The 25909-nt window shown below is 72.3% G+C and carries 29 protein-coding genes and 2 tRNA genes; 18 read left to right on the top strand and 13 right to left on the bottom strand.

The features are described from left to right. Positions 1 to 1044: an iron ABC transporter permease gene (locus tag PZ894_RS04955; RefSeq protein ID WP_275742998.1), complete on the bottom strand. Its 1044-nt coding sequence runs from the start codon at positions 1042 to 1044 to the stop codon at positions 1 to 3. A gap of 145 nt (positions 1045 to 1189) precedes the next feature. Here PZ894_RS04955 and PZ894_RS04950 point away from each other — a divergent pair, with 145 nt between their 5' ends. Both PZ894_RS04950 and cimA read left to right on the top strand, forming a co-directional pair. Further along, the gene (locus PZ894_RS04950) at positions 1190 to 2788 is read left to right on the top strand and encodes a serine/threonine-protein kinase (protein WP_275742996.1); all 1599 of its coding nucleotides are present in this window, start codon (positions 1190 to 1192) and stop codon (positions 2786 to 2788) included. A gap of 153 nt (positions 2789 to 2941) precedes the next feature. After that, the gene (cimA, locus tag PZ894_RS04945) at positions 2942 to 4525 is read left to right on the top strand and encodes a citramalate synthase (protein ID WP_275742994.1); all 1584 of its coding nucleotides are present in this window, start codon (positions 2942 to 2944) and stop codon (positions 4523 to 4525) included. Positions 4526 to 4529: 4 nt separating this feature from the next. Here the strand turns inward: cimA and PZ894_RS04940 are convergent, their stop codons facing one another. Beyond that, on the bottom strand, positions 4530 to 5150 hold the full coding sequence (locus PZ894_RS04940) for a TetR/AcrR family transcriptional regulator (RefSeq protein WP_275742992.1): 621 nt from the start codon (positions 5148 to 5150) through the stop codon (positions 4530 to 4532). Positions 5151 to 5245: 95 nt separating this feature from the next. Here PZ894_RS04940 and PZ894_RS04935 point away from each other — a divergent pair, with 95 nt between their 5' ends. From PZ894_RS04935 to PZ894_RS04910, 6 genes are all read left to right on the top strand, one after another. Next, positions 5246 to 5797 carry an NAD(P)H-dependent oxidoreductase gene (locus PZ894_RS04935; protein ID WP_275742991.1) on the top strand — a complete coding sequence of 184 codons (552 nt, stop codon included), beginning with the start codon at positions 5246 to 5248 and terminating at the stop codon, positions 5795 to 5797. A 202-nt stretch (positions 5798 to 5999) separates the two neighbouring features. Further along, positions 6000 to 7409 (top strand): amidase, encoded by a 1410-nt coding sequence (locus PZ894_RS04930; protein ID WP_275742989.1) that lies wholly within the window; start codon positions 6000 to 6002, stop codon positions 7407 to 7409. Between the two features lie 5 nt (positions 7410 to 7414). Then, complete coding sequence (locus tag PZ894_RS04925) at positions 7415 to 7933, top strand: GNAT family N-acetyltransferase (protein WP_275742987.1); 519 nt, start codon at positions 7415 to 7417, stop codon at positions 7931 to 7933. Beyond that, the gene (locus PZ894_RS04920; RefSeq protein WP_275742984.1) at positions 7930 to 8313 is read left to right on the top strand and encodes a VOC family protein; all 384 of its coding nucleotides are present in this window, start codon (positions 7930 to 7932) and stop codon (positions 8311 to 8313) included. The genes PZ894_RS04925 and PZ894_RS04920 overlap by 4 nt, the downstream gene beginning before the upstream one ends. Before the next feature lie 36 nt (positions 8314 to 8349). Beyond that, positions 8350 to 9006 (top strand): SDR family oxidoreductase, encoded by a 657-nt coding sequence (locus PZ894_RS04915; RefSeq protein ID WP_275742983.1) that lies wholly within the window; start codon positions 8350 to 8352, stop codon positions 9004 to 9006. Between the two features lie 10 nt (positions 9007 to 9016). Beyond that, positions 9017 to 9439, top strand: coding sequence for a hypothetical protein (locus PZ894_RS04910; protein WP_275742981.1), 423 nt, complete (start codon positions 9017 to 9019; stop codon positions 9437 to 9439). A 25-nt stretch (positions 9440 to 9464) separates the two neighbouring features. Here the strand turns inward: PZ894_RS04910 and PZ894_RS04905 are convergent, their stop codons facing one another. Genes PZ894_RS04905 through PZ894_RS04890 form a run of 4 tightly spaced genes read right to left on the bottom strand, consistent with a single transcriptional unit; the run spans position 9465 to position 11636 of the window. Beyond that, positions 9465 to 9632, bottom strand: coding sequence for a hypothetical protein (locus PZ894_RS04905; protein WP_275742979.1), 168 nt, complete (start codon positions 9630 to 9632; stop codon positions 9465 to 9467). Positions 9633 to 9663: 31 nt separating this feature from the next. After that, positions 9664 to 10290, bottom strand: coding sequence for an energy-coupling factor transporter transmembrane protein EcfT (locus tag PZ894_RS04900; protein WP_275742976.1), 627 nt, complete (start codon positions 10288 to 10290; stop codon positions 9664 to 9666). Between the two features lie 21 nt (positions 10291 to 10311). Further along, positions 10312 to 11007, bottom strand: a complete 696-nt coding sequence (locus PZ894_RS04895; protein ID WP_275742974.1) for an ABC transporter ATP-binding protein — start codon at positions 11005 to 11007, stop codon at positions 10312 to 10314. Between the two features lie 2 nt (positions 11008 to 11009). Continuing rightward, positions 11010 to 11636 carry a biotin transporter BioY gene (locus PZ894_RS04890; RefSeq protein WP_275742972.1) on the bottom strand — a complete coding sequence of 209 codons (627 nt, stop codon included), beginning with the start codon at positions 11634 to 11636 and terminating at the stop codon, positions 11010 to 11012. Between the two features lie 108 nt (positions 11637 to 11744). Between PZ894_RS04890 and PZ894_RS04885 the strand changes: the two genes are divergently transcribed. Continuing rightward, positions 11745 to 12326: a TetR/AcrR family transcriptional regulator C-terminal domain-containing protein gene (locus PZ894_RS04885; protein WP_275742970.1), complete on the top strand. Its 582-nt coding sequence runs from the start codon at positions 11745 to 11747 to the stop codon at positions 12324 to 12326. Here PZ894_RS04885 and PZ894_RS04880 read toward each other — a convergent pair. Genes PZ894_RS04880 through PZ894_RS04865 form a run of 4 tightly spaced genes read right to left on the bottom strand, consistent with a single transcriptional unit; the run spans position 12281 to position 14483 of the window. Then, positions 12281 to 12559, bottom strand: a complete 279-nt coding sequence (locus PZ894_RS04880; protein WP_275742968.1) for a DUF2087 domain-containing protein — start codon at positions 12557 to 12559, stop codon at positions 12281 to 12283. The two genes, PZ894_RS04885 and PZ894_RS04880, sit on opposite strands and share 46 nt — an antisense overlap. Further along, positions 12556 to 13107 (bottom strand): M23 family metallopeptidase, encoded by a 552-nt coding sequence (locus tag PZ894_RS04875; RefSeq protein ID WP_275742967.1) that lies wholly within the window; start codon positions 13105 to 13107, stop codon positions 12556 to 12558. Before PZ894_RS04875 ends, PZ894_RS04880 begins: the two co-directional genes overlap by 4 nt. Before the next feature lie 30 nt (positions 13108 to 13137). After that, entirely contained in the window at positions 13138 to 13554 is a 417-nt protein-coding gene (locus PZ894_RS04870) for a VOC family protein (protein WP_275742965.1), read from the bottom strand. Further along, complete coding sequence (locus PZ894_RS04865; RefSeq protein ID WP_275742963.1) at positions 13551 to 14483, bottom strand: 3-methyladenine DNA glycosylase; 933 nt, start codon at positions 14481 to 14483, stop codon at positions 13551 to 13553. Before PZ894_RS04865 ends, PZ894_RS04870 begins: the two co-directional genes overlap by 4 nt. 121 nt (positions 14484 to 14604) lie before the next feature. Between PZ894_RS04865 and PZ894_RS04860 the strand changes: the two genes are divergently transcribed. The 7 genes from PZ894_RS04860 (at position 14605) to PZ894_RS04830 (ending at position 21751) form a co-directional block, all read left to right on the top strand. After that, the gene (locus tag PZ894_RS04860; protein WP_275742961.1) at positions 14605 to 15552 is read left to right on the top strand and encodes a TatD family hydrolase; all 948 of its coding nucleotides are present in this window, start codon (positions 14605 to 14607) and stop codon (positions 15550 to 15552) included. 101 nt (positions 15553 to 15653) lie between these two features. Next, complete coding sequence (locus PZ894_RS04855; protein WP_275742959.1) at positions 15654 to 18092, top strand: penicillin acylase family protein; 2439 nt, start codon at positions 15654 to 15656, stop codon at positions 18090 to 18092. 96 nt (positions 18093 to 18188) lie between these two features. Then, positions 18189 to 18998, top strand: coding sequence for a fumarylacetoacetate hydrolase family protein (locus PZ894_RS04850; RefSeq protein WP_275742957.1), 810 nt, complete (start codon positions 18189 to 18191; stop codon positions 18996 to 18998). Between the two features lie 8 nt (positions 18999 to 19006). Beyond that, on the top strand, positions 19007 to 20467 hold the full coding sequence (gene gltX / locus PZ894_RS04845) for a glutamate--tRNA ligase (RefSeq protein ID WP_275742955.1): 1461 nt from the start codon (positions 19007 to 19009) through the stop codon (positions 20465 to 20467). A gap of 14 nt (positions 20468 to 20481) precedes the next feature. Continuing rightward, positions 20482 to 21438 (top strand): CPBP family intramembrane glutamic endopeptidase, encoded by a 957-nt coding sequence (locus tag PZ894_RS04840; RefSeq protein WP_275743033.1) that lies wholly within the window; start codon positions 20482 to 20484, stop codon positions 21436 to 21438. Positions 21439 to 21523: 85 nt separating this feature from the next. Continuing rightward, positions 21524 to 21595 (top strand) — tRNA-Gln (locus PZ894_RS04835). A gap of 80 nt (positions 21596 to 21675) precedes the next feature. Next, a tRNA-Glu gene (locus PZ894_RS04830) sits at positions 21676 to 21751 on the top strand. Positions 21752 to 21986: 235 nt separating this feature from the next. Here PZ894_RS04830 and PZ894_RS04825 read toward each other — a convergent pair. Beyond that, positions 21987 to 22238 carry a hypothetical protein gene (locus tag PZ894_RS04825; protein ID WP_275742953.1) on the bottom strand — a complete coding sequence of 84 codons (252 nt, stop codon included), beginning with the start codon at positions 22236 to 22238 and terminating at the stop codon, positions 21987 to 21989. Between the two features lie 53 nt (positions 22239 to 22291). Here PZ894_RS04825 and PZ894_RS04820 point away from each other — a divergent pair, with 53 nt between their 5' ends. Next, positions 22292 to 22729, top strand: coding sequence for a hypothetical protein (locus tag PZ894_RS04820; RefSeq protein ID WP_275742951.1), 438 nt, complete (start codon positions 22292 to 22294; stop codon positions 22727 to 22729). Positions 22730 to 23074: 345 nt separating this feature from the next. On the opposite strand, the gene PZ894_RS04815 is transcribed toward PZ894_RS04820, so the two are convergent. Together PZ894_RS04815 and PZ894_RS04810 are read right to left on the bottom strand one after the other, a co-directional pair. Continuing rightward, positions 23075 to 23404, bottom strand: a complete 330-nt coding sequence (locus PZ894_RS04815) for an SHOCT domain-containing protein (protein WP_275742949.1) — start codon at positions 23402 to 23404, stop codon at positions 23075 to 23077. Positions 23405 to 23422: 18 nt separating this feature from the next. Next, positions 23423 to 23860, bottom strand: coding sequence for a DUF6325 family protein (locus tag PZ894_RS04810; protein WP_275742947.1), 438 nt, complete (start codon positions 23858 to 23860; stop codon positions 23423 to 23425). A gap of 132 nt (positions 23861 to 23992) precedes the next feature. Between PZ894_RS04810 and PZ894_RS04805 the strand changes: the two genes are divergently transcribed. Then, complete coding sequence (locus PZ894_RS04805; RefSeq protein ID WP_275742945.1) at positions 23993 to 25897, top strand: alkyl sulfatase dimerization domain-containing protein; 1905 nt, start codon at positions 23993 to 23995, stop codon at positions 25895 to 25897. Positions 25898 to 25909: the final 12 nt, after the last annotated feature.

Below are 25909 nucleotides of genomic sequence, written 5' to 3'. Positions count from 1 at the left end.
TCATATCCGCACCATCCGGGTACGCCGGACCAGGTAGATGAACACGGGGCCGCCGACCAGCGCCATCACGATGCCGACCTGCAGCTCGGCCGGCCGGACGATGACGCGCCCGAGCACGTCGGCGGCCACGATCAGGAGGGCGCCGATGAGGCCGGAGTAGGGGATCACCCAGCGGTAGTCGACGCCGGCGAAGAAGCGGGCGACGTGCGGGACGACCAGGCCGACGAACGCGATCGGGCCGCACGCGGCGGTCGCCGCACCGGTCAGCATCATCACGCCGAGGACGCCGATGGCCTTGTGCCGCATCGGGTGCAGCCCGAGGGAGACGGCGACGTCGTCGCCGAGCTGGAGCAGGTTGAGCGTCGACGCGCTGGTCGCCGCCAGCACGAGGCCGACGACGATGAAGGGCAGCACCTCCCAGAAGACGTCCATGCCGCGACCGGCGACCGAGCCGACCGCCCAGAACCGGTAGGCGTCGAGGGTGTCGATGTCCCTGAGCACGACGACCTGGGTGAGCGCGAAGAGGAGCGCGCTGACGGCCGTGCCGGCGAGCACCAGCGACACCGGGTCGGGGCCGCCCTTGGTGGAGCCGATGGCGAAGACGGCCGCGGCGGCGAGGCCGGCGCCGATGAGCGAGAACCACGCGTACCCGGTGAGGTCCTGCACGTCGAAGGCGTAGATCCCGATCACGACGGCGAACGCCGCGCCGGCCTCCACGCCGAGGAGCCCCGGGTCCGCGAGCGGGTTGCGGGTGTGGCCCTGCATCAGCGCGCCCGCGATCCCGAGTGCGGTGCCCACGGCGATGGCCAGCATCGTGCGGGGGATGCGCAGGTCGTGGATGATCGTCGACGCGTCGGACCCGTCGGGGTCGAAGAGGACGTCGATCACGGTGCCCAGCGGGATCGCGCGGCTGCCGACGGCGAGGCTGAGAAGGCCGGCGAGCGCCAGCAGCACGGCCAGCACGACCAGGCCGCGCACCGATCCACGCCGCAGCACGGACGGCTTCCCGGCGGACACCACCGGTGTCGGCGCGGTCGAGGTCATGGGCGGTCCCGGGGAGGCGGCGGAGCATGCCGGCGGATGCCGGACACACGTGAAGGTTAGGCTTACCTTACGGGCTGGACCACTCGCGTTTGAAGGGGGTGCCGTCCTCCCGGGGTGCGGCGCCGGTCACAGGTAACCTCGGGCCGTGACGACCACCCCCTCGCCGGCCGGCGCCGCGGGCTCCGCCGAGCGCCCGACCGTCGGCGGCTACACGCTGCTGACCAAGCTCGGCGAGGGCGGCATGGGCGTGGTCCACCTGGCGCGGCGCGGCGACGGCGAGCGGATCGCGCTCAAGGTGCTCCGGCCGCACATCGTCGGCGACGACGAGGCCCGGCAGCGACTGGAGCGTGAGGTCGGCTCGCTGCAGCGGGTGCACAGCCGCTGGGTCGCCGGCATCGTCGACGCCGACCCGTGGGCGCCGGTGCCGTACGTCGCGACCCGCTACGTGCCCGGGCCGTCGCTGCACGACCTGGTCGTGGACGAGGGCGCGATCACCGGCCCCGACCTCTACTGGCTGGCGGGCTGCCTCGCCGAGGGACTCGCCTCGGTGCACGCGGCCGGCGTGCTGCACCGCGACGTGAAGCCCTCGAACGTGCTGATGGAGGGGCGCACCCCGATCCTCATCGACTTCGGCCTGGCCCGGGTCGCCGACGACCCGAAGCTCACGCACACCGGATGGCTGCTCGGCACACCGGGCTATCTCGCGCCGGAGATCCTGTACGGCGAGGACGCCACCGCCGCGTCCGACGTCCACTCCTGGGCGGCGACGGTGGCGTACGCCGGCACCGGTCATCCGCCGTTCGGCCGGGGCCCCTCGATGGCGATCATGGACCGGGTCCGCCGCGGCCAGTTCGACCTGGCCGGGCTGCCCGACGACCTCGGCGGCGTCGTCGCGGCCGCGCTCGACCCGGAGCCCCGCAACCGGCCGACCCTGGCCGACCTGCTCGCCTGGCTGCGGCCGCTCACCACCCGCCGCGACGCGCCGTCCGTGGCGCCGCCCGCCGCGGTCGAGCACGACCCCTACACCGTCCCGCTCGCGCTGGCGTCCCAGGCCGCGGCCGACGACGAGACCGACGTGTGGCCGGGCCACGAGTCGGCCGAGCCGTACACGCTGGCCCTGCCCCCGGAGGGCGCCACCGAGCTCGTCGACGACCAGTGGGGCCGGGCGCGTCCCGGCCCCGCCGAGCGCCTGCGTCGCGGCACCCTGCTGGCCGGGCTCGCCCTGGCCGCGGGCGCCGGCTGCGCGGCGTACCCGTGGCTCACCGCCGGCCTCCTCCTGCTGCTCACCTGGCTGCTGCGCAGCGTCTCGCTGGCCGCGTCGGCCCACGACCAGCGGCGGCAGTACCGCGGTCGCAAGTGGTACGACGGCGTGCAGCTGCTCGTCGCGGCACCCTGGCACCTCGTGCAGTCGATCCCCGGCGCCCTCCTGCTCGGGCTGTGGGCGCTCGGCCTGGCCGCGGCCGCCGCGCTGGTCTGCTACGCCGTCGCGACCGGGGTCGAGCTCGCGCTGTTCGTCTGCGGCGTGGTGCTGGCCGGCTCGCTGTGGTGGGGTCCGGGCGGCTCGCGCCTGCGCGGCCCGGTGAGCGCCGTCGTCAACCCGGTGGCCGCGCGACCGCGGCGCTGGGTCGTCGCGCTGGTCGTCGTGGTCGCGGCCGTCGCCGTCCTCGGCTTCCGTGCCGAGCTCTCGGGGGCCAGCTGGAGCCCGGCCGGCGGCCGCCCGCATGTCGAGATCCCTGGCCGCTGATCCGCGCACCGTGGCACGATGAGCCCGTGCACCACCAGCCGATCATCATTCCCTAGCGCGTCGCCGCGCCCCACGACCCGGGGCGACCGACGCGCCAACCTCTCGTTCCCGAGAGGTTTTTTTGTTGCCCGGACCAGCACGGAAGAGAGCCCGATGGACCTCCACGGCGCGTTCCACGTCTACGACACCACCCTGCGCGACGGCGCGCAGCAGGAGGGGCTCAACCTCACGGTCGCCGACAAGCTCGCGATCGCGCGCCAGCTCGACGGCCTCGGCGTCGGCTACATCGAGGGCGGCTGGCCGGGCGCGAACCCCAAGGACACGGAGTTCTTCCGCCGGGCCACCCAGGAGCTCGACCTCAGGCACGCGAGGCTCGCGGCCTTCGGCGCGACCCGCCGCGCCGGGGTGAAGGCGGCCGACGACCCGCTGGTCGCGGCACTGCGCGACAGCGGCGCCCCGGTCGTCACGCTGGTGGCGAAGTCGCACGACCGGCACGTCGAGCTCGCCCTGCGCACGACGCTCGAGGAGAACCTCGCGATGATCCGGGACACGGTCGCGCACCTGCGCGCCGAGGGGCAGGAGGTGTTCCTCGACGCCGAGCACTTCTTCAACGGCTACCGCGACAACCGCGACTACGCGCTCGAGGTGCTGCGCACGGCGTACGACGCGGGCGCCGCGGTCATCGCGCTCTGCGACACCAACGGCGGCATGCTCCCGAGCTGGGTGGCCGACACGGTGCACGACGTCGTCGAGTCGACCGGCGTACGGGTCGGCATCCACGCCCACAACGACACCGGCTGTGCGATCGCGAACTCGCTCGCCGCCGTCGACGCCGGAGCCACCCACGTGCAGGGCTGCCTCAACGGCTACGGCGAGCGCACCGGCAACGCCGATCTCGTCGCGGTCGTCGCCAACCTCGAGCTCAAGCTCGACCGCCAGGTGCTGCCGCAGGGGCTGCTCGGCGAGGCCACCCGGATCGCCCACGCGGTCGCCGAGGTCACGAACTTCCCGCCCGCGTCGCGCCAGCCCTACGTCGGCAGCTCGGCCTTCACGCACAAGGCCGGCCTGCACGCGAGCGCGATCAAGGTCGACCCGAACCTCTACCAGCACATGGACCCCGCCGGCGTCGGCAACGACATGCGCCTGCTGGTCTCCGACATGGCGGGCCGCGCGTCGATCGAGCTCAAGGGCCGCGAGCTCGGCTTCGACCTCTCGGGCGACCGCGAGCTGGTCACCCGGATCACCGACCGGGTCAAGGTGCTCGAGAACCGCGGCTTCACGTTCGAGGCCGCAGACGCGTCCTTCGAGCTGCTGCTCATCGAGGAGGTCGAGGGGCAGCGCCCGACGTACTTCGAGGTCGAGTCGTGGCGCGTCATCACCGAGACGATGCCGCACGGCGACGCCCTGTCGGAGGCGACCGTGAAGCTGCGCGCGGGCGGCGTCCGCTACGTCGTCACCGGCGAGGGCAACGGCCCCGTCAACGCGCTCGACCAGGCGCTGCGAGCGGCGATCGAGCAGGCCTACCCCGAGGTCGCGAAGTTCGAGCTCATCGACTACAAGGTGCGCATCCTCGACCAGGGCCACGGCACCGACGCGATCACCCGGGTGCTGATCGAGACCAGCGACGGCGAGACGTCCTGGCTGACCGTCGGCGTCGGCGCCAACGTCATCGAGGCGTCGTGGGGCGCGCTCGTCGACGGCGTCACGTTCGGGCTGCGGCGCCATCACCAAAGCTGACCCGTCAGAAACTTTCGGGCGGGTCGGCGTCCCGGCCGACGATCCGGCGCGCCAGGTCGACCCAGCCGGCGTAGACGCGCTCGAGCGGGAAGCCCTCGATCGTCACCTGCTGGTCGAGGATCGGCGCCTCGAGGGGCGCGAGCAGCGCGGTCGCGAGGATCGGCAGGTCACCGGTCACCCCGAGCTCGGCGAGCAGGTAGCGCGTGTGCATCGCGACGAAGGAGTACGCCGCGAACGAGCGCATGCCGGCCCGACCCGCCTCCCGGATCATCTCCGCGTGCAGCAGCGTCGTCTCGAGCCGCGACCTGCCGAACGCCAGCAGGCGGTCCCACGGGTCGGCGCCCGGCCCGAGCGGCGGCGCGCCGGACATGACCTGCGCCTGCCACTCGGTCTCGGAGTGGTTGAGGACCGCCGCCATCAGTCCCTCGCGGGACTCGAACCGCCGGAAGACGGTGCCCTTGCCGACGCCGGCCGCCGCCGCCACGGCGTCCATCGTCACCGAGTGCGGCCCGTGTCGCTCGACGAGGCCCTGCGCCGCGTCGAGCAGCAGCTCGCGGTTGCGCGCCGCGTCGCGGCGCTCCGTCGGGAGGGAGTCGAGGAGGGGCAGCAGCTCGGGCTCGGACATGTCGCGGCCACACTAGTGAGCGGTGTGACCCAGCGCTCGCGAAAATCCCCCGCCTCGCCGGAATACGAAACGGACCGCGGTCCGTTTAGGCTCGCATGACAGACACCACGATCGCCGTCCTCGTCGGCAGCCTGCGCACCGACTCCGTCAACCGCAAGCTCGCGGAGCTGCTGGCCGCCCAGGCGCCCGACGGCGTCGCCGTCGACATCGTCGACGGTCTCGGCGAGGTCCCGTTCTACAACGAGGACCTCGACAGCGAGACCGGCATCCCGGCCGCGGCCGCCGCCCTGCGCGAGCGCGTCCGTCGCGCCGACCGGGTGCTGGCCGTCACCCCCGAGTACAACGGCACCATGCCCGCCGTCCTGAACAACGCCATCGACTGGCTCTCGCGCCCCTACGGCGCCGGCGCGATGGTCGGCAAGCCGTTCGGCGTGATCGGCGCGACCCCGACGCCCTACGGCGGCAAGTGGGCCCACGAGGACGCCGCCCGCTCCGCGCGGATCGCCGGAGCGACCGTCGTCGAGGACGTCACCATCTCCCAGTCCGCGATCGAGGTCGACGTGCTCACTGACCCCGACGTGCTGGCCCGGCTGACCAACGCCGTCCGGCTGCTCGCCGACCACGACACCGAGGTCGCCGTCGCCTGACGGGTGCACGGTCTCCGTGCCCCGGCTAGTGGTCGTGCCCGTTGATACGTCGGGGGTATCCGTGCTCAGCGTGCGTGCATCGCAAGGCGGCGGCGCGACGGCATACCGGGTTGTCTACCGAGCGTCGCCAACGCAGCGAGGTGCGTGCGCTGGGTGCGTAGATCCCTGGTGAATCAACGGGGATGACCACTAGCGTCGGGTCGTGGCCGCACTCCATGACCTGACCGCGCTGGAGCAGGGCGCCCTGGTGCGTCGACGTGAGGTGACGCCGCTCGAGCTGACCGACCACTACCTCGAACGCGCCGACCGTCTCGACTCCGGGGCCGACACGGTCGGCGCGTTCGTCACGCTCACCCCCGACCTCGCTCGCGAGCGCGCCCGGCTGCTCGGCCCGGGCGACGACGCCGGCCCGCTCTTCGGCGTGCCGACCGCCATCAAGGACCTCAACCCGACGGCCGGGGTGCGCACGACGTTCGGCTCCGCGGCGTTCGCGGACTTCGTGCCGGAGGTCTCCGACGGCGTGACCCTCTCGATCGAGGCCGCGGGCCTGGTGAGCCTCGGGAAGACGAACACCCCCGAGTTCGGCTCGCCCTGCTACACCGAGCCCGACGTCGCTCCTGCGGCGGTCACGCCGTGGGACCGCACCCGCACCGCGGGCGGCTCGTCGGGTGGCGCGGCGGCCGCCGTGGCGGCGGGTCTGGTGCCGGTGGCGCAGGGATCCGACGGTGGTGGCTCCATCCGGATCCCGGCGTCGTGCTGCGGCCTGGTCGGCCTCAAGCCCACGCGTGGGCGGATCAGCGGTCACCCGATGTACGGCGACCCCGTGGGTTTGGCGACGGCCGGGTCGATCGCCCGGACGGTCGCCGACGCGGCGGCGATGCTCGACGTGCTCGCCGGTCGTCGGGTCGGGGATCCTTCCTGGGCGCCACCTCCCTCCGAGAGCTTCCTGGCCTCCTGCGGCCGCGACCCCGGGCGGCTGCGGGTCGCTCGCTTCATCACACCAGTCATCACCGACACTCCGGTCGACCCCGAGTGCGCGCGCGCCTGGGAGGACGCCTCGCGGCTCCTCGAGTCGCTCGGCCACGAGGTGGAGGACGTCGACGTGCCCCTGCCGGCCGAGGCGGTGCCGGTCTTCGAGGTCTGCTGGGCGGTGCTGACCGCGCTCTCCGTGGTGCCGCCCGAGCGGGAGCACCTGATCCGCCCGCTCACGCGGTGGCTCTCGGAGCGCGGCCGCGCGGTCAGCGGACCGGAGTTCGGGCTCGCGATCGGCGCCATGCGCCGCCACGCCGCGGCCGCGCTCACCGCGCTCGCGCCGTACGACGCCGTGCTGACCCCGACGCTCGCCACCCCGCCGCTGCCGGTGGGCGCGATGCGCGACGACGAGCGTCCCGAGCGTGACTTCGAGGCGCAGAAGGCGTTCACCCCATGGACGTCCGCGTGGAACGTCACCGGCATGCCCGCCGTGTCCCTCCCGCTGCACTGGACCCCCGGCGGCCTGCCGGTCGGTGTCATGCTGGCCGCGCGGCCGGCCGAGGAGGAGCTGTTGATCTCGCTCGCGGCGCAGGTCGAGTCGGCCGCGCCGTGGGCCGACCGGAAGGCACCTGGATGGTGAACGGGATGTCCGTACGTCGCTGCCACACCGGCGAGCTGAGCCCGCGGGACCTCGCCGAGTCCCGCGAGCTGTGCGCCGGGTCGTTCCGCGACTTCACCGACGCCGACTGGTCCCACGCGCTGGGCGGCACCCACGCCCTGGTGCACGAGGACGGCCGTCTGGTCGCGCACGGGTCGCTGGTGCTGCGCCGGCTCATGGTCGACGGCCGGTGGCTGCGGTGCGGGTACGTCGAGGCGGTGGCCGTCGCCGACGACGTACGACGTCGCGGCCGCGGATCGGCGGTCATGGAGTCGCTCGAGGAGCTGGCGCCGGGCTACGACCTGCTCGCGTTGAGCGCCTCGGACGCCGGGGCGCCGTTCTACGAGGCCCGGGGCTGGGACCGCTGGCGCGGCCCGTCGTCGGTCGCGACGACCGTCGGCGTCGTGCCCACGCCCGACGACGACGGTGCCATCTACGCGCGCGGCGAGCGCCTGGACCTCGACGCGCCGATCACCTGCGACTGGCGTGAGGGTGACGTGTGGTGAGCGAGCTGACGCCGTACCTCTGCGTCGCGGACGCCCGGACCGCGATCGAGTGGTACGTCGAGGTGCTCGGCGCCGAGGTCACCCACGAGCCGATCGTGATGGACGACGGCCGCATCGGGCACGTCGAGCTGGCCGTCGGCGGTGCGGGCTGGATGATGTCGGACGAGTTCGAGTCGGCGGGCGTCGCCGCTCCCGACCCCGCCCGTGGTGCCGCGGTCTCGCTGCACCTGACGGTCGCCGACGTCGATGCCGTCTGCGCACGGGTGACGGCGTGGGGGATCGCGCTCGACCGGGGGCCGGAGGACAGCCCGCCGGCCGGGCGCGTCGCGGTCTTCCGGGATCCCTTCGGGCACCGCTGGTTCCTCGACCAGCCGAGCTGACGCATCTCCGCCGGCGCCGCTGGCTACGGTGGCACCATGAGTCGTCCGGTCGTGGTGATCGTGGGAGCAGGTCCGGGGGTCAGCGGGTCGGTGGCGCGCCGCTACGCGCGTGAGGGGTATGACGTGGCGCTGCTCGGCATCGACGAGGAGCAGCTCGCCTCGCTGGCCGGCGAGCTGCAGCAGCTCGGTGTCGCGGTCGGGCACGCCGTCGCCGACGTCACCGACGGGGACGCCGCGACGGCCGCGATCCGCCGGTTCGGGGAGCACGCCGGCCGCATCGACGTGCTCCACTTCAACCCGAGCGCCTTCCGCGAGAAGGATCCGCTCGAGCTCGGGGTCGACGAGCTGCTCGCCGACGTCGCGCTCGGCGTCGGCGCGCTGCTCACGAGCGTGCAGGCCGCGCGGCCCTTCATGACGACGGGTGGCCGGATCACCGTCACCGGCAGCATGGCCGCCGACAGGCCGTGGCACCGGGCGGCGTCGCTGGGCGTGCAGAAGGCCGGCGTACGCAACCTCGTGCGCAGCCTCGACGCCACGCTCGAGCCCGACGGCATCCGCGCGGTGTCGGTGACCGTGCGCGGCACCCTCGGTCAGGAGGGCCCGTTCACCCCCGACCGCGTCGCCGAGGTGCTGTGGGACGCCGCGCACCAGGTCGAGGCCGACTGGCAGACCGAGGTGCCCTACTCGGGGTGACGCCGCGGCGATGAGCAGAGCACGGAAGGCGCGGGTCCAGGACGTCCACGAGATCGCCCTCGGGATGCCCCACGTCGAGATCGCCGACGGCACGACGGCCGAGCGGCCGGTCTACCAGGTCGGCCGGAAGTCGTTCGTCTTCTTCCGCACCCCGCGCCCCGACGCGTTCGACCCGCAGACCGGGGAGAGGTACGACGACGTCATCGTGCTCTGGGTGCCGTCCGAGGCCGACAAGCAGGCGATGGTGCTCGACGAGTCGACGCCCTACTTCACGACCCCGCACTTCAACGGACACCCCTCGGTGCTGCTGCGCGCCAGCCGGTTCGGCGAGCTCACCCGGGACGAGGTCGCCGAGGTCGTCCAGGACGCCTGGCTCGCGCGGGCCTCGAAGCGCCGCGCGACCGCGTGGCTCGCCGAGCACGGCCCGGCCTGACGGCTGCCGGCCCGAGTCGCGGGGCTCAGCGGCGGACGACCCGCACGCCGAGCCACAGCGCGGCCAGCACGACGACGCCGCCGATGAGCACGAGGCCGGGCGCGTCGTCCGCCTCGCCGTACGCGGCCGCCCCCACGCCGAGCAGCGCGACGAGGACGGCGAGGAGCAGCGGCGGGACCTTCGAGGCATCCATGCATCGAGGATCGCTGCTTATCTATCGAAAATCAATAGGTCATGCCGTCGTCGTCCCCGAGGCCACGTGCGTGGAGGGCGTCGCCGGTCTCGTGTGCCCGGGCGACCACGCGGATGACGAACGGCGTGAGGAACGCTCGCGGATGCCGTACGCCGCGGGCCCGGGCCGCGTCGCGGGTCTCGATCGCCAGGGCGACCGTGCCGGGCAGGGCCTGGATCGCGAGGCCGATCGTGAGCGCGACCCGGTCGGGATCGACGCCGACACGGCGCAGCGGCCCGATCCAGCGGATGAGGGCGTCGAGCATCGCATTGACCGGCGTGGTGGCCGAGACGACCACGGCCGCCACGGACAGCGCCACCAGGTCCACGAAGGTCTCGACCGCCTTGTCGCGGCCGTACCACCACCACTGCAGCGCGCCGACGAAGACCGCCAGCAGCAGCACGGTCCGGGCGGCCCGGGCCAGGGTGATGAGCCGGATCCGGGCGAGGAGGGCCAGCCCGAGTGCGGCCGCGAGGAAGACCCAGGCCGCCGGCATGCTGCGCACCAGCACGATCGCGAGGCTGAACGCCGCGAGACCACCGAGCTTGGCGCCCACGGGCAGGCGGTGCAGCAGGCTGGTGCCCGGTTGGTAGACGCCGACGAGCCCGGCGCCGCTCATCCGGTCCTCTTCACGACGTGCTCATCGGGCGACCGAGGCCAGGTAGTCGTCGACGGCGGCCTCCGCCGGTCCGTCGAAGCGGACCCGCGCGTCCTCGACCACCAGCACGCGGTCGCAACGACGGGCCAGGTCGAGGTCGTGGGTGACCAGGACGAGCTGCTGGTCGAGCCCGAGGAGGAGGTCCGCCACGCGGCGGGTGTTGGCCAGGTCGAGCAGGGTGGTGGGCTCGTCGGCGACGACGATCGCCGGGTCGACCGCCAGGACGCCGGCAAGGGCGAGCAGCTGCTTCTGGCCGCCCGAGAGCGTGTGCACGCTGGCGTCGGCGTGGTCGCCCAGGTCGTGGCGCTGCAGCACCGCGAGCGCGAGCTGGTGTCGACGGCGGGCGTCCTTCTCGCGGCGGCGCAGCGAGAGCTCGACGTCCTCGAGGCAGGTCGGCATCACGAGCTGGGCGGCCGGGTCGGTGAAGACGAACCCGACGGTGCGGCGCACGGCGGAGCCGTGGCGAGCCACGTCGACGCCGTCGACGAGCACGCGGCCGGTGGTCGCGGCCACGAGGCCGTTGACGAGGCGGGCGAGCGTGGACTTGCCGGACCCGTTGGCGCCGATGACGCCGATGCGCTGCTCGGTCAGCGTCAGCGTCGTGGGCTCTAGGATGACGCGGGTGCCGGCCGGTGTAGCGACGCCGACCCCGGCGGCGTCGAAGGTGATCGTGGGCAACGTCAGTCGATGCGCTGCATCCACGGGAACGCGCGGAACACCTCGGCGGCGATCAGCGCGACCAGCGTGGTCTTGAGCAGGTCGCCGATCCAGAACGGCGTGTCGTAGGTGAGCGCCTCGTGCCAGGACACGTCGAAGTACAGCTTCATGCCGACGATGCCGAGCGGGTGGATCACCAGGATGCTGCCCGCCAGCGAGCAGGCGAAGACCCAGACCGCACGGGTGCGGCGCTCGCGGGCGACGTACTTGACCAGGAAGCCGGCCAGCGCGGCCGCGATCGGGAACGCGTAGAGGTAGCCCGCGCTCGGGCCGGTGAAGACGCCCAGCCCCGACGAGTGCTCGGCGAAGACCGGCAGCCCGATCGCGCCCAGCAGCAGGTAGAGCGCGACGGCCAGGAAGCCGCGCACCGGGCCGAGCACGCAGCCGGCGAGCATCACGGCGAACGTCTGCAGGGTGATCGGCACCCCGGCGCCACCGACCGGGACCGCGCCGATGTAGGCGCAGGCCGAGACGAGCGCGGCGAACGCCGCGACCAGCGCGATGTCCGTGGTCGTCGAACGACGACGCACGCGAGGCGTCGCGCCGTCCGGGGGGCTCGCGGGGGAGGCGGGCGTCTCGGCCATGGTCATGCTCGGTTCCTTCTCTCCGCACCTGAACGCTGGTCAGGTGAACGCCGTTCAGGTTAGGGTTCGGGCGGCGCCGGGTCAACGGCTCCCGGCCGGGCAGGAGGATGTGACGTGCGCTACCACCGCGCCGACGTCGTCGACCGGGCACTCGCCGTCCTGGACGCCTACGGTCTCGCCGACCTGACCATGCGGCGCCTCGGCGCGGAGCTCGGCCTCCGGCCCAGTGCTCTCTACCACCACTTCGGCAACAAGCAGGAGCTGCTCGCCGCGGTCGCCGACGAGATCCTCGCGCGCGGGCGCCGCGGACCCCGGCCCGACGCCTGGGACGCGTGCGTCGAGACCGTCTGCACCGAGCTCCGCGATGCGATGCTCGCCTATCGCGACGGCGCCGAACTGGTCGCGACCGTGCGCTCCTTCGGGCTCGGCGCGGCCACGCCGTACGACGAGCTGGTGGTCGCCCTCGGTGAGGGCGGGCTCGCCCCGGCCCAGGTGCCGGTCGCGGCGCGGACCCTGCTGCACTTCGTCTTCGGGCACGTCGTCGACGAGCAGACCCACCTGCAGGCCGGCTCCGCCGGCGCCATCGACGGAGCGCCGCGCGAGGAGTCCGACTTCGCGCTCGGGCTCGGGCTGGTGCTCGACGGGATCCGTCAACGGTCCGGATCGACGTCGACCGTGCCGCCGCTGCGCCAGTAGACGCCGGCCTCGCGGGTGAGGAAGCCGTTGTCGACGAGGTAGCGACGCAGCGCGGCGTGGTCGTCGTGGAAGCCGCGCAGCACGAGGTCGACCTCCGCCTCCCGGTAGCGCTGGCCGGGCTCGAAGGACTGAGCCAGGTGGTCCAGGACGACGAGCAGCTTGGCGTGCTTCGACGGGATCGTGTGCAGGCGCCCGTCGGGGGCGAGGAAGTTGCGCAGCACCCGCTCGGTCATCGGTCCCGCGGGGTCAGGGCCAGCAGCCTGCGCGGGTGCACGGCGGTCGACAGTCCGCCCCGGACCGCCCGCCGCTCGAAGTGCAGGTGGCACCCGTCGGGCGCACCACTGTCACCGGCCCGGGCGAACATCCTCCCGCGCCGGACCACCTGCCCGACCTCCGCGTAGACGCGGCGGGTGTGCCCGATCACCAGGTCCCAGCCGAGCCGGCGGTTGCGCAGCAGCACGGGGTTCTCGCCGTACGCCGGACCGAGGGGGCGGTTCGAGACGACGCGGACCTTGCGCCCGGCGTACAACGGGGTGCCGCACGGCATGGCGACGTCGAGTCCGTGGTGGAAGCCGCGCCCGCCGCGACACCGCGAGTCCGGGGAGTAGTACGGCGCCGCGGTGCAGCCGAACGGGATCATGATCCGGTGCGCGCCGGCGAACCACGGCGACTCGTAGCGGGTCCGGTCCGAGGTGTAGAACTCCCACCGCGGGTCGGCGTGCGCCGCCGGCACGAGCGAGCCGACGAGCACGAGGCCGATCAGCACGGACAGCAGGCGCATGGCCCCAACCTAACCCGGGCCCGACCCGGCTCAGACCTCGAACTCGCCCGTCGCGAGGCTGCGCAGCACGCAGAACTCGTTGCCCTCCGGGTCCGCCATCACGACCCACGACTCCTCGCCGGTCTGGCCGACGTCGGCCGGGCGCGCACCCAGCTGCTCCAGACGCGCGACCTCGTCGGCCTGCGTGCCGTCGATCGGTGAGAGGTCGAGGTGCAGCCGGTTCTTGACGGTCTTGCCCTCCGGCACCAGGGCGAAGAAGAGCGACGGGGCGACGGGCCCGCGGCGCACCGCCTCGAGGAGCTCGGCGTCCGACCCGCGCCGGGGGCCGATCTCGACGAGGTCGTCGGTGGCGTCGAGCACGGCGTACCCGAGCGCCGCGCACCAGAAGTCCGCGAGCCGGGCCGGGTCGGCGCAGTCGACGTTGATCTCGGTCAGTCGGGAGGTCATGCGATCGGATTATCCAGCGTCCCGATCCCGGCCTGGGACCTGGGAGGCTCCTCGCAGGGGTCACGTTCCGGAGAGGTGGCGGCGGCGACCGCCAGCAGCCGGTCGCACTCCTCGACCAGCCGCGCCCGCAGCGGGGCGCCGCGCTCGGCGAACCCGCGCTGCGCCTCGGCGTACGCCGCCTTGCCGGCGGCCGTCTCGACCCGCACCGGCTCGAGGCCGAGCGAGGCGAGGTCGTACGGCGCGGCGCGCATGTCGAGCACGCGGATGTCCCAGGCGAGCTCGAAGCAGTCGGCGACCAGGTCGGAGCCGATCATCGGCGTCAGCCGGAAGGCGTGCTTGTAGAGGTCCATGCCTGCGTGCAGGCAGGCGGGCTGCTCGAAGTCGGGGCGGTCGTGCGCGGCGGGGGAGAGCGTGTTGAGCGGTGCGGCCGCGGGCGTGAAGAACCGGTAGGCGTCGAAATGGGAGCACGCGATCCGGTGCGACTCGACCACCGCGTCGGTGCCCGCCGGGCCGAGGCGCAGCGGCCAGCCGGCATGCCGGGTCTCGTCCTCGAAGAGCCGATAGACCATCGCCCACTCGTGCATCCCGAAGCACCCGAGGTTCGCCGGTCGGGCGGCCGTCGCGCGCAGCAGCCGCGACAGGGCGACCAGCAGCGGGCGCTGGGACCCGACGTACGCCGACGTGACCGCGCCGTCGTCGTACCCCTTGAGGCCCGCGTAGGACGGAGCGTCGAGCAGGCGCACGCCGTAGCCGGGGTGCCAGCGCCGCAGCTGGGCGGGGCGCTGCGAGTAGTAGGTGAAGAGGAAGTCGTGCACGGGGTGCGTGCGCCCGTCGCGCCGGCGCTCGAGGTGCGGCTCGACGAGGGCGTCGACGCGCCGGGCATGGGCCGCGGCGCGCCGCTCCCACGCCGTGCGACAGATGGACTCCACGGGCCCGAGGGTAGGCCGTCGGTGCATTAACAAGCGCTTGCTTGGGTTCGTTGCTAGCATCGCGTGCCGACAGCGGTCACGACTCCTCCATGAGCGGACCCCGACCCACCGGAGCTGCGCGATGCCTGTCAACACCGTCCTCGGCCCGGTCGCGGCCGACGCCCTCGGCCAGACGCTCGTCCACGAGCACGTGAGCGGAGCCGACTGGTCCCTGCGCGCAGCCTTCGGCACCCGCTTCTACGACCACGACGTGATCCTCGAGCGCGCGACGAAGCACCTCACGCGCGCCCGGGAGGCGGGGGTGCGCACCATCGTCGACGGCACGCCGATCAACCTGGGCCGTGACGTCGCGCTGCTCCGCGAGGTCGCCGAGCACACCGGACTCACTGTCGTCGCCTCGACCGGTTTCTACTACACCGAGCACCCCTACCTGCAGTGGCGCGCTGAGGCCGAAGTCGCGTCGTGGCTCGATCGGGAGTGCACCGACGGCATCGCAGACACGGGCATCCGCCCGGGCATCATGAAGGCGGCCTGCGCGGGAGCCGGGCTGACCCCTCAGCTGCACAACGTCTTCCGGGCCATCGGAGCGGTCGCCGCCTCGCACGACCTCCCGATCTTCGTGCACCACGAAGTGGAGGCGGCCAACGGCCAGGCGATCGTGGACCTCTTCGACGAGACGGGCGTCGCTCCCGGCCGACTCATCGTGGGGCACTGCGGCGACAGCAACGACCTCGACTACCTCCAGGCGCTGCTCGACCGCGGCGTCTACCTGGGCATGGACCGATTCGGCTACTGCTCGGTGGGTAACAGCCTGGAGAACCGTGTCGCGACGATCGTCGCCCTCGCGCAGCGGGGATACGCGGCGCAGTTGCTGCTCGCCCACGACCTGGCGGTCTACTTCGGCGTCTTCGGCTCCTGGGAGGACTTCGTCGAGCGGGACCCGTTGGAGGATGGCGTCGACTTCACCTTCATCCACACCCGGGTGATCCCTGCGCTGGTCGCCGCCGGTCTTGACCAGACGACCGCGCGGGCGATGCTCACCGACAACCCGCGTGCGCTGTTCGGCTGAGCTCGGACCCGGGGGTGCCGCGACCCGAGATCCCGCAGATCGCAGGCAAGCGCACCGCGATGCGGCACGCTCGCGACTGTGACGACCGTTACGGTGCACTCGTGCATCTGCGTCCGGCCGTGATCGGCCTCACCTCCCTCCTGCTCCTCGCCCCGGCCGCCCTCACCGGCGGGGGCCAGGCGATCGCCGTCCCCGCCAGGACCGCCGCTGCGTCGACCGCTGCGTCGACGGCTGCGTCGACGGCTGCGTCGGTGAAGGCCGAGCAGCCCCGGAAGCCCCGGAAGAAGTACGCGGCGAAGATCCGGATCACCAAGCACGGCATCCCGCACATCCGCGCCCGGAGCTTCGCCGGCCTCGGCTACGGCGCCGGCTGGGCGACGACGGCCGCCGCGACCTGCAACCTCATGGACACCGTGCTCACGGCTCGCGGCGAGCGCTCGCGTCGCCTCGGCGCGAAGGCGACGTACAACGACCGCGTCGGCGGTGTCGGCACCAATCTCCAGTGGGACACCCTCGTGACCGACCTCCACGACCGCCGGGTCGTCGAGAAGCTGCTCGCCGACGAGGTCGCCGGCCCGAGCAGGCGGGCCAAGGCGATGGTCCGCGCCGAGGCGGCCGGCATCAACAGGTGGCTCCGCACCCACGAGATCACCGATCCCGCCTGCGCCAAGGCCACGTGGATCCGGCCGAACGTGACGAGCAACGACATCTGGTACGCCATCTACCTGGCCCAGCTGATCGGATCGACCACGCGGTTCCTGCCCGCGATCACGCAGGCGAGGCCGCCCGCGGCGGGTCAGCGGGTGGCGGCGCCGTCGCTGAGCCGCGAGGAGCTGGCCCGCAACCTCGGCGCCGACCAGAGCACGTCGTTCGGCTCCAACGCCACCGCGGTCGGCGGCTCGGCCACGACCACCGGACGCGGGATGCTGCTCGGCAACCCGCACTTCCCGTGGCTGGGTCGCTACCGCTTCACGCAGATGCACCTGACGATCCCGGGCCGCTTCGACGTGGCGGGCGGCTCGCTGCTCGGCTTCCCGGCGATCAACATCGGCTTCAACGAGGACGTCGCCTGGAGCCACACCGTCTCGACCGGCTACCGGTTCACGCCGTACCAGTACACGACAGCCGGCAGCCCGACTCGCTACCAGACCGGGGACGGCACCCGCCGGCTCCAGCGCCGCCACGTCGAGGTCCGGGTGCGCACCGACGACGGCGTCAAGACCGTCACCCGCACGCTCTACCGCACCCCGCAGGGCTACGTCATCAACTCCCCGAGCCAGTTCATGACCTGGACGCCGTCGAGCTTCTGGGCGATGCGCGACGCCAACGCCGAGCACCTGCGCACGCTCGACACGTTCCTCTCGATGGCGCGGGCGTCCGGGGTGCGCGACCTGCTGCGTCGCCAGGACCGTGGCGGCGGGATGCCCTGGGTCAACACCATCGCGGCGGACCGCAGGGGCCACGTCCTCTACGCCGACCACTCGGTGATCCCGCACGTCACCGACAAGCTGGCCGACAAGTGCATGACCCCCAACGGCCGCCTGCTCTTCAAGGTCGCCGGCCTCCCCGGACTCGACGGCACCCGGGCCGGCGGCGCCTGCGCGTGGGGCACCGACCGGGACGCCCAGCGACCCGGCATCCTCGGCCCGAAGCACCTCCCCGAGGTCGTGACGGACTCGTGGGTGATGAACGCCAACGACTCCTACTGGGCACCCAACGACCGCAAGCGGCTCGAGGGATACCCGCGCATCATCGGCTGCGAGAGGTGTGAGAGGTCCATGCGCACCAAGGTCGTGATGTCCTACGTGCGCGACCAGCTCGCGAAGGGCAAGGAGTCGCCGGCGACCCTGCGCTCCCACGAGTACGCCAACCGCGTGTACGCGGCCGAGGTGGCGCGCGCCGGCGGGCGCCTCGACCGGGTCTGCGCCGCCACCGGCCGGACCGCGGCCTGCCAGGTCCTGCACGACTGGGACGGTCGCTCCGACACCACGTCGGTCGGGACCGCGATCTTCCAGGAGTTCATGCGCCTGGCCGGCGCGGACGGCGTCGACCTGTGGGAGGTCCCGTTCTCCGCGGCGGACCCGCTCACGACGCCGCACACCCTGTCGACCTCCCCGGCCGTCGTCGACACGCTGGCCGAGGCGATCAAGACGCTCACCGACCGCGGCATCGACCTGAGCGCGCCGTACGGCTCCATGCACCGGTCCGCCGACCGTGGCGACGCGGGCGAGGGCATCGCGATCGGTGGCGGCCTGGGCAGCGCCACGGGTGACGCCAACGCCACGTCGTCCTCCGGCACCGACGACCCGGTCGTCGGCGGCGTCAACACGGGGTCGTCGTACATCCAGGCGATCGCCTTCCGCGGCAAGCGCAGGATCGAGGCCCGCACGGTGCTCACCTACGGCCAGTACGAGGACCCCGCGTCGCGGTGGTCGGACGACCAGACCCGGATCTTCTCGCGCGAGCGATGGGTCGCGTTCCCGTGGACCGAGCGGCAGATCCGCAAGGACCTGGTGAGGACCGTCCGGATCCGCGGCTGACGGGCGGCCTCGATAGGCTCGCCACGTGACCACCCCCCGAAATCGCAGGCTCCCCCGCTACGCTCCTCCGCCCACGATTCCGCGGGGACCCCGGTAATGCGCATCGCGAGATTCACCACCGGCGAGGACCCGATGTACGGCGTGGTCACGGGCGAGCTCGACGAGCTCGGCCAGCCCGACCCCGACAGCGCGGTCGTGGCGCTGGCCGGCGACCCGTTGTACGTCGGCGTGAAGCTGCTCGACCAGGAGCACAGGCTCGAGGACGTGCGGCTGCTCGCTCCGGTCCTCCCGCGCAGCAAGGTCGTCGGCATCGGCCGCAACTACGCCGCGCACGCGGCGGAGATGGGCAACGACCTGCCGACCGAGCCGCTGATGTTCCTCAAGCCGAACACCAGCGTGGTCGGACCGGGCGACCCGATCTTCTACCCGCCGCAGACCCAGAACCTGCACTTCGAGGGCGAGCTCGCGGTCGTGATCGGCCGGATCTGCCGCGACGTGCCCCCCGAGCAGGCGACCGACGTCATCCACGGCTACACGATCGCCAACGACGTGACCGCGCGCGACCTGCAGCGGAGCGACGTCCAGTTCACCCGGGCCAAGGGCTTCGACTCGTTCTGCCCGCTCGGGCCGTGGATCGAGACCGACCTCGACCCCCACGACTTCGCCGAGGGCCGGCGGGTGCAGACGCACCTCAACGGCGACCTGCAGCAGGACGGCAGCACCAGCGACCTGATCTTCGACATCCCCACGCTGGTCGCGCACGTCTCCAGCGTGATGACGCTGCTGCCCGGTGACGTCGTCCTCACCGGCACCCCCGAGGGCGTCGGCCCCATGGAGGTCGGCGACGAGGTCGAGGTCTCGATCGCCGGTCTCGGCTCCCTCACGAACCCCGTCAAGGCAAGGTGACACCACCCGTGACCGTCCGCGTCCGCTTCTGCCCGTCCCCGACCGGCTCGCCGCACGTCGGCCTGGCCCGTACGGCGCTGTTCAACTGGGCCTTCGCGCGCCACCACGGCGGCACGATCGTCTTCCGGATGGAGGACACCGACAGGGAGCGCAGCACGCAGGAGTCCTACGACGCCATCCTCGACCTGTGGCGCTGGCTCGGTCTCACCTGGGACGAGGGCATCGAGGTCGGCGGCCCCCACGGCCCCTACCGGCAGAGCGAGCGCGGTGACATCTACCGCGACGTCCTCGCCCGGCTGCGCGACTCGTCGTACACCTACGACTGCTTCTGCACCAACGAGGAGGTCGACGCCCGACGCAAGGCGTCCGGCTCCAAGATGATGGGGTACGACGGCTTCTGCCGCGACCTGTCGGCCGACCAGCGGGCGGCCTTCGAGGCCGAGGGCCGTCGACCCGTGGTGCGGTTCCGGATGCCCGACGGCGCGATCACCTGGCGGGACCTGGTGCGCGGCGACATCACCTTCGAGACCGAGAACGTCCCCGACTACGCGCTCTCGCGCGCCAACGGCGATCCGCTCTACACGCTGGTCAACCCGATCGACGACGCCCTCATGGGGATCACCCACGTGCTGCGCGGCGAGGACCTGCTCTCGAGCACCCCGCGCCAGCTCGCGCTCTTCGACGCGCTCGTCGAGCTCGGGATCGCCACCGGCGTCCCGGCGTACGGCCACCTGCCCTACGTCATGGGCCAGGGCAACAAGAAGCTCTCGAAGCGCGACCCCGAGGCGCACGCCCTCGCCTACCGCGACCAGGGCTTCCTGCCCGAGGGGCTGATGAACTACCTCGCGCTGCTGGGGTGGGCGATCGCGGCCGACCGCGACGTCTTCTCGCTGGAGGAGATGGTCGAGGCGTTCGACATCGGCGACGTCAACCCCAACCCGGCGCGCTTCGACCTCAAGAAGGCCGAGGCGATCAACGCCTCCCACATGCGCCTGCTCTCGCTCGAGGAGATGACCGACCGGGTGCTGCCGTTCCTGAAGTCCGCCGGGGTGGTGTCCGACCCGGTCGGCGACGCCGATGCGCAGCTGCTCGAGCAGGCGATGCCCCTGGTCGCCGAGCGCATCAACAAGCTGGTCGAGGCCGTCGACATGCTCCGCTTCCTCTTCGTCGCCGAGGAGGCGTTCGCCGTCGACCCGGCCGACGCGGAGAAGCTCCTGAACGACGACGGGCGCGCCGTCGTACGCCGTGCGCTCGACCGGCTCGAGGTGCTGCCCACCTGGTCCACCGCCGAGATCCAGGAGGCGCTGCAGGCCGAGCTGGTCGAGGCGATGGGGCTCAAGCCGCGCAACGCCTTCGGCCCCGTGCGGGTGGCGGTCACCGGCCGCCGGGTCTCGCCCCCGCTCTTCGAGTCGATGGAGCTGCTCGGGCGCGAGCGCTCGCTCGCTCGACTCCAGAGCGCGCTCGGCTGACCGCCTTGGCCGAGATGACCGACCCGCCGGGCCTGCCCTACCACCTCGTGCAGCGCGGTGGCCGGCCCGGAGCGTGGCGCCCGATCGTGGGCGTGCTCGCGCTGGTCGCCTGCTTCATCGTCGTCGTGCCCGTGCTGGTGCAGGTCCCGTTCGCGATCGGCCTCGCGCTCGCCGGGCGCGACGTGACGGACGGGCTGACCCGGCTGCTGGATCTCGACGACCCGACGCCACTGGGCCTGGCCTACCTCAACGTCACGCTCGCCTGCGCGATCCTCGTGACGTGGCTGCTGACCCGGGTCCTCCACAGGCTGGCTCCGCGCTGGCTGGCGTCGGTCGCGCCCCGGATCCGGTGGCGCTGGATGGCGGTCTGCTTCGGGTTGTCGATCGTCGCCCTCGTCGCGACCCTGGTCGTCTCGGCCGTGGTGCCGTCGTCCGGCGGTGGCGCCGAGATCAGCGGCGAGCTCAACGAGTTCACCTCGACGACGCGCGCCTTCGTGCTCGTGGTCGTCTTCCTCACGCCGCTGCAGGCGGCGGGGGAGGAGTACGCGTTCCGCGGCTACCTCACGCAGGCGTTCGGCAACGTCTTCGGCAAGCCCTGGGCCGCCGTGCTGTTCCCGGCCCTGTTGTTCGCCCTCGCGCACGGCGCCCAGAGCGCGCCGATCTTCCTGGATCGCTTCGCGTTCGGAGTGGTGGCCGGCCTGGCCGTCGTCCTCACCGGCGGGCTCGAGGCCGGCATCGCCATGCACGTGCTGAACAACTGGCTCGCGTTCGGCATCGCGCTCGCCTTCAGCGACATGGCGTCGACGCTCAACCCCACCGGCGGCGACTGGTGGACGATCCCCGTCACCCTCACCCAGTCGCTCGTCTACCTCGGCCTCGTGGTCTGGGTCGCGCGCCGGATGCGGGTCCGGGAGACCACGCAAACCCCCGCAGAACCTGGCGTTTTGGTCGGCCGAACCGGACTTGTGTAAGGTTTCTCCTCGGCTCCACGGGCCGCCGTTCGGTGGCGTCGGAAGGGCCACAACACTGGACTCTACTGAATCACTAGTAGGGCAGTGGGATATGGTGTAATTGGCAGCACGACTGGTTCTGGTCCAGTTAGTCTAGGTTCGAGTCCTAGTATCCCAGCGAGATCGCCGCTCAACCGCGGCGATTTTGTGCGATCGAAGGCAGCCGATAGAGTTCCGCAGGTTGCTCGAGAGAGCGAAGCCCCCGTTGTGTAGCGGCCTAGCACGCCGCCCTCTCAAGGCGGTAGCGCCGGTTCGAATCCGGTCGGGGGTACCAACGAACAAGGGGTCTCTGGCCAGCGGAAACGCTGAGCCGGGGCCCCTTTGTCATGTCCGGCTGTGACCAAGCCGATCCGGGCGTTCGACGGACAGCTGTGCAGAATCGTGGCGACGCCGAAATCGCTCGCGGCAGTGGGCGTTCCCCAGCCCGGAGGCGAATCGAGCGGCACCCACAGTAGGTACTGGACAGGGTCAGACATCCTGAGTCTCGCGCCGGTCCACCGGGGCGTGGGTCAGCCGGGCATGCTGCGAGCTGCGGCCTGGAGCATGAGGTCGCGCATGGTGGCGTCAAGGCCGGCAGGCTCCAACGGCCCGCCTACCTCACGGAACGAGACCACGACCATTCGGCCCAGGTCGGAGAGGACGCCCATCCGCTCGAACCAGACGGCGTCGCAACCGGCGGTGCACATCTCCGGCGCCGGATGGACCCAAGCGCCGTAGGTGCCGGCTTCGGTCTCGCGGAGGCAGGTTGGGCTTCCTCCCACGGCGTGAGCCGTTCACGGGTCGGCAGCTGACCGGGTCTAGGCAGGAGCCTCGGGTGCAGCAGCGGGGCGCGCTGGTCGTCGTCGCTCGCGACGCCCGCAGGGGCGACGTCGACGACCAGACGGGTGGGCCGGGTGAGGGCGAGGACGCGGAAGGGTCGGCGATCTCCGTCGACCCCGGCGAACACCTGGGTGTCGCCCTCGAAGGTCCCACCGACGTAGGCCTCGGTGACTCCGTCGGGTCCACCGCCGTCTCCGGAGGTGACCCGTGTCGGTCCGTCGTAGTAGTCCTGCGCCGGCCACGTGGTGCCCGAGACAGAGATTCCCAGCACCGCGTCTCCCGTGAGGTCGACCGTCTCGCCGCTGCCGTCGAGCACGGCCCGGTCGACGTACTCGACGTCCCATCCGGGTGTGCCCGTGCCGCTGAAGCTCAGCACGACGCGGTCGAAGTTCCTTGCCTGCAAGACGCGGACGTCGACGAGCACCAGATCTGATCCGTTTGACCCGTCGCCGATCTGCCGGGTCGTGCCACCACCGAACCCCGGAGCGTCTGGCCCGGGGTCGCCATCGGCAGGCGGGCTCATCATCGGGGTCGCAGCTGGGGTCGCCGGCGCCCCGGCCACCCCAGCGCCGCTCTCGTTCGCGCAGCCCGGCCCGATCCCGATGACGGCGATGACGGTGACCAGGATGGACAGCGGGCGTCGCAGCGCTCCGCCTCTGTCGGAGCAGGCAGCCGGTGTGCTCACGCACGTGTGACGCGCCGTCGACGATCGTGGTTGCCTACCCGCGCTGGGCGCAGCGGCGAGGCGGGGCAGCGTGCCGACACCCGGATGCGCCGGTCAGGCCAGCAGGCGTTGCTTCGCGGCCGCGAACTCCTCGTCGCTCAGAAGTCCCTGCTGGTGGAGCTCGCCGAGGCGGGTGAGCTGGGCGATGAGGTCGTCGCCGGCATCGGCCGGCGCTGCCGCGGCCGGCGCGGGGGCAGGCGCTGCCGGCGGGTAGGCCTGGGCCGCCTGTTCCTGCTGGTACGCCGAGGCTTGCGCGCGCTCCTCGGCGCGAGCCATCTGGCGGCGGTTGACGGCGTTGCTGGTTGCCTGGGCGGTGCCGGCGATGACCGCGGTGCGCGCCACCGTGCCGATCAGCCCCGGTCGGCCTACTCGTCGTCCCATCATGGTGTGCCTCCTCGGATCTCAGCTCTGGGCCGCGGCGGCGGCAAACGCCCGGTCGACGTCTTCGCCGGGGATGTGGGCGAACAGCGCGACCTCGGCTCCGAGCTCACGCAGCGCGGTGACGGTGGTCCGTGCCCAGACCTCCTCGTAGACGAGGGCGACGCCGACCTCTCCTTCGCCGAGGGAGGCGACGAACACCTCGATGTCGAGGTCGCTGAGCAGGTCGTGGGGGTCGATGCCGAGTCCCGCGAGCTCGGGCGGCAGGTCGGTCTGCTCCTCGAGATCGACGACGGCGACGGTGCCGTCGTCGCCCGGGAGCATGAGGACGCAGTCGATGAACCGCACGAGCCCGTCGTCCGCGGGCTTGCGCAGGACGCCGACGACGTCGGCGAGGGCGTCGCCCAGCGATGCTCGCGCGGGCAGGGTCAGGAACAGCACTTTCACCGGGCCGTGGTCCATGCGTTCTCCTCGAGGCGTTGCAGGTCTCGGCTAAGGTCTGGTGGTCGCTCTCACGCTATGAAGCCGGGCGCCCGCTCTGGCTCACCCGGTCCGGGTGAGGTCCTGGACGCACGACCCGTCGAGCCTTGCCGCATGGACGAGAACTCGCACGACGCATCCAGCACCATCTCCCGTGCGCACGGCGACGCGCTGGGGTCACTGCCGTTCGCCGACGAGCGCGACTTCGAGGCCGCGCAGCGTGGGTACCTCGGGAGGCTCGAACCCGGCACGGTCACCGCCGCCGACGGACGCAGTCTGTGGGACAACGACTCGTACGCATTTCTCGACGGGGATGCCCCGGCCACGGTCCATCCGAGCCTGTGGCGCCAGTCCAGGCTCGTCGCCCAGCAAGGACTGTTCGAGGTGGTGGAGGGCATCTACCAGGTCCGCGGCCTGGATCTGTCGAACGTCACGTTCGTCGAGGGCGAGACCGGCGTCATCGTCATCGACCCCCTCATCTCGACCGAGACCGCCGCCGCCGCGCTCGGCCTCTACCGCGAGCATCGTGGCGACCGGCCGGTGACCGGCGTCATCTACACCCATTCGCACGTCGACCACTTCGGTGGCGTCAAGGGCGTCACGACCCAGGACGACGTCGACGCCGGCCGGGTGCCGGTGCTCGCCCCCGAGGGGTTCGTGGAGCACGCGATCTCCGAGAACGTCTACGCCGGCACCGCGATGGGACGACGGGCCGGCTACATGTACGGCGCCGCGCTCGCACGCGGCCCGCGCGGTCAGGTCGGCGCGGGTCTGGGTCAGACGACGTCGACCGGGACGGTCAGCCTCATCGTCCCGACCCTCGGCGTGACGACCACCGGGCAGGAGGAGGTCATCGACGGGGTCCGCATCGTGTTCCAGATGGCGCCCGGGACCGAGGCGCCCAGCGAGATGCACTTCTACTTCCCGGACCGGAAGGCCCTGTGCATGGCGGAGAACGCCACCCACACGCTCCACAACCTCCTCACCCTGCGCGGAGCGGTGGTCCGCGACCCGCACGGCTGGTCGAACTACCTGACCGAGGCCATCGACCTGTTCGGCGCCGACGCCGAGGTCGCGTTCGCCTCGCACCACTGGCCGACCTGGGGCACCGAGAACATCGTGGAGTTCCTCTCGTTGCAGCGTGACCTCTACGCGTACCTGCACGACCAGACGCTGCGGATGCTGAACCGCGGACTGACGGGCCCCGAGGTCGCCGAGGTCATCGAGCTGCCGCCGGCGCTGGAGGACGCGTGGCACGCCCGCGGCTACTACGGGTCGGTGAGCCACAACGTGAAGGCCATCTACCAGCGCTACCTCGGCTGGTTCGACGGCAACCCGGCCCACCTCTGGGAGCACACCCCGGTCGAGCGCGCCCGGCGCTACGTCGACCTCGCCGGCGGCGCGGACGCGGCCACCGAGGAGGCGCGGGCGGCCTTCGACGCCGGCGACTTCCGGTGGGCGGCCGAGCTCGCCAACCACGTGGTGTTCGCCCAGCCGGAGCACCGGGCCGCAAGGACGATTCTCGCCGACACCTACGAACAGCTGGGATACGGGTCAGAGAACGGCACGTGGCGCAACTTCTACCTGTCGGGGGCGACCGAGCTCCGGGCAGGATCGTTCGGCACCCCGACGCAGACGAACTCCCCGGACCTGGTGGCCCAGCTGACCCCGACGATGCTGTTCGACGCGCTCGCCATCCAGGTCGACGGCCCGCGAGCCTGGGACGAGCGCCTGACCATCGACGTCGTGCTCGTGGACGGACCCGGAGGCGAGGAACGGTATCGGCTGCGTCTGGAGCACGGTGCCCTGACCTACAGCAGCGCGCCCCAGCGCACCGAGGCCGACGCCGTCCTGAGGCTGCCGAGAGCCTCGCTCCCGGTGCTCGCCCAGGGCACGACCGACCCGAAGGCGCTCGCGGGGGCGGGTGTCGACGTGTCCGGAGACAGCGGAGCGCTGGGCCGACTGCTCGGCGTCCTCCAGCCCGGGGACCCCGACTTCGCCATCGTCACCCCCGAATGACGACCCGAATTG

Source organism: Nocardioides sp. YIM 152315, from assembly GCF_029210375.1.
GTDB lineage: Bacteria > Actinomycetota > Actinomycetes > Propionibacteriales > Nocardioidaceae > Nocardioides.
The sequence above is the reverse complement of the archived record's forward strand: the minus strand, read 5'-3'. Positions and strand labels throughout refer to the sequence as shown.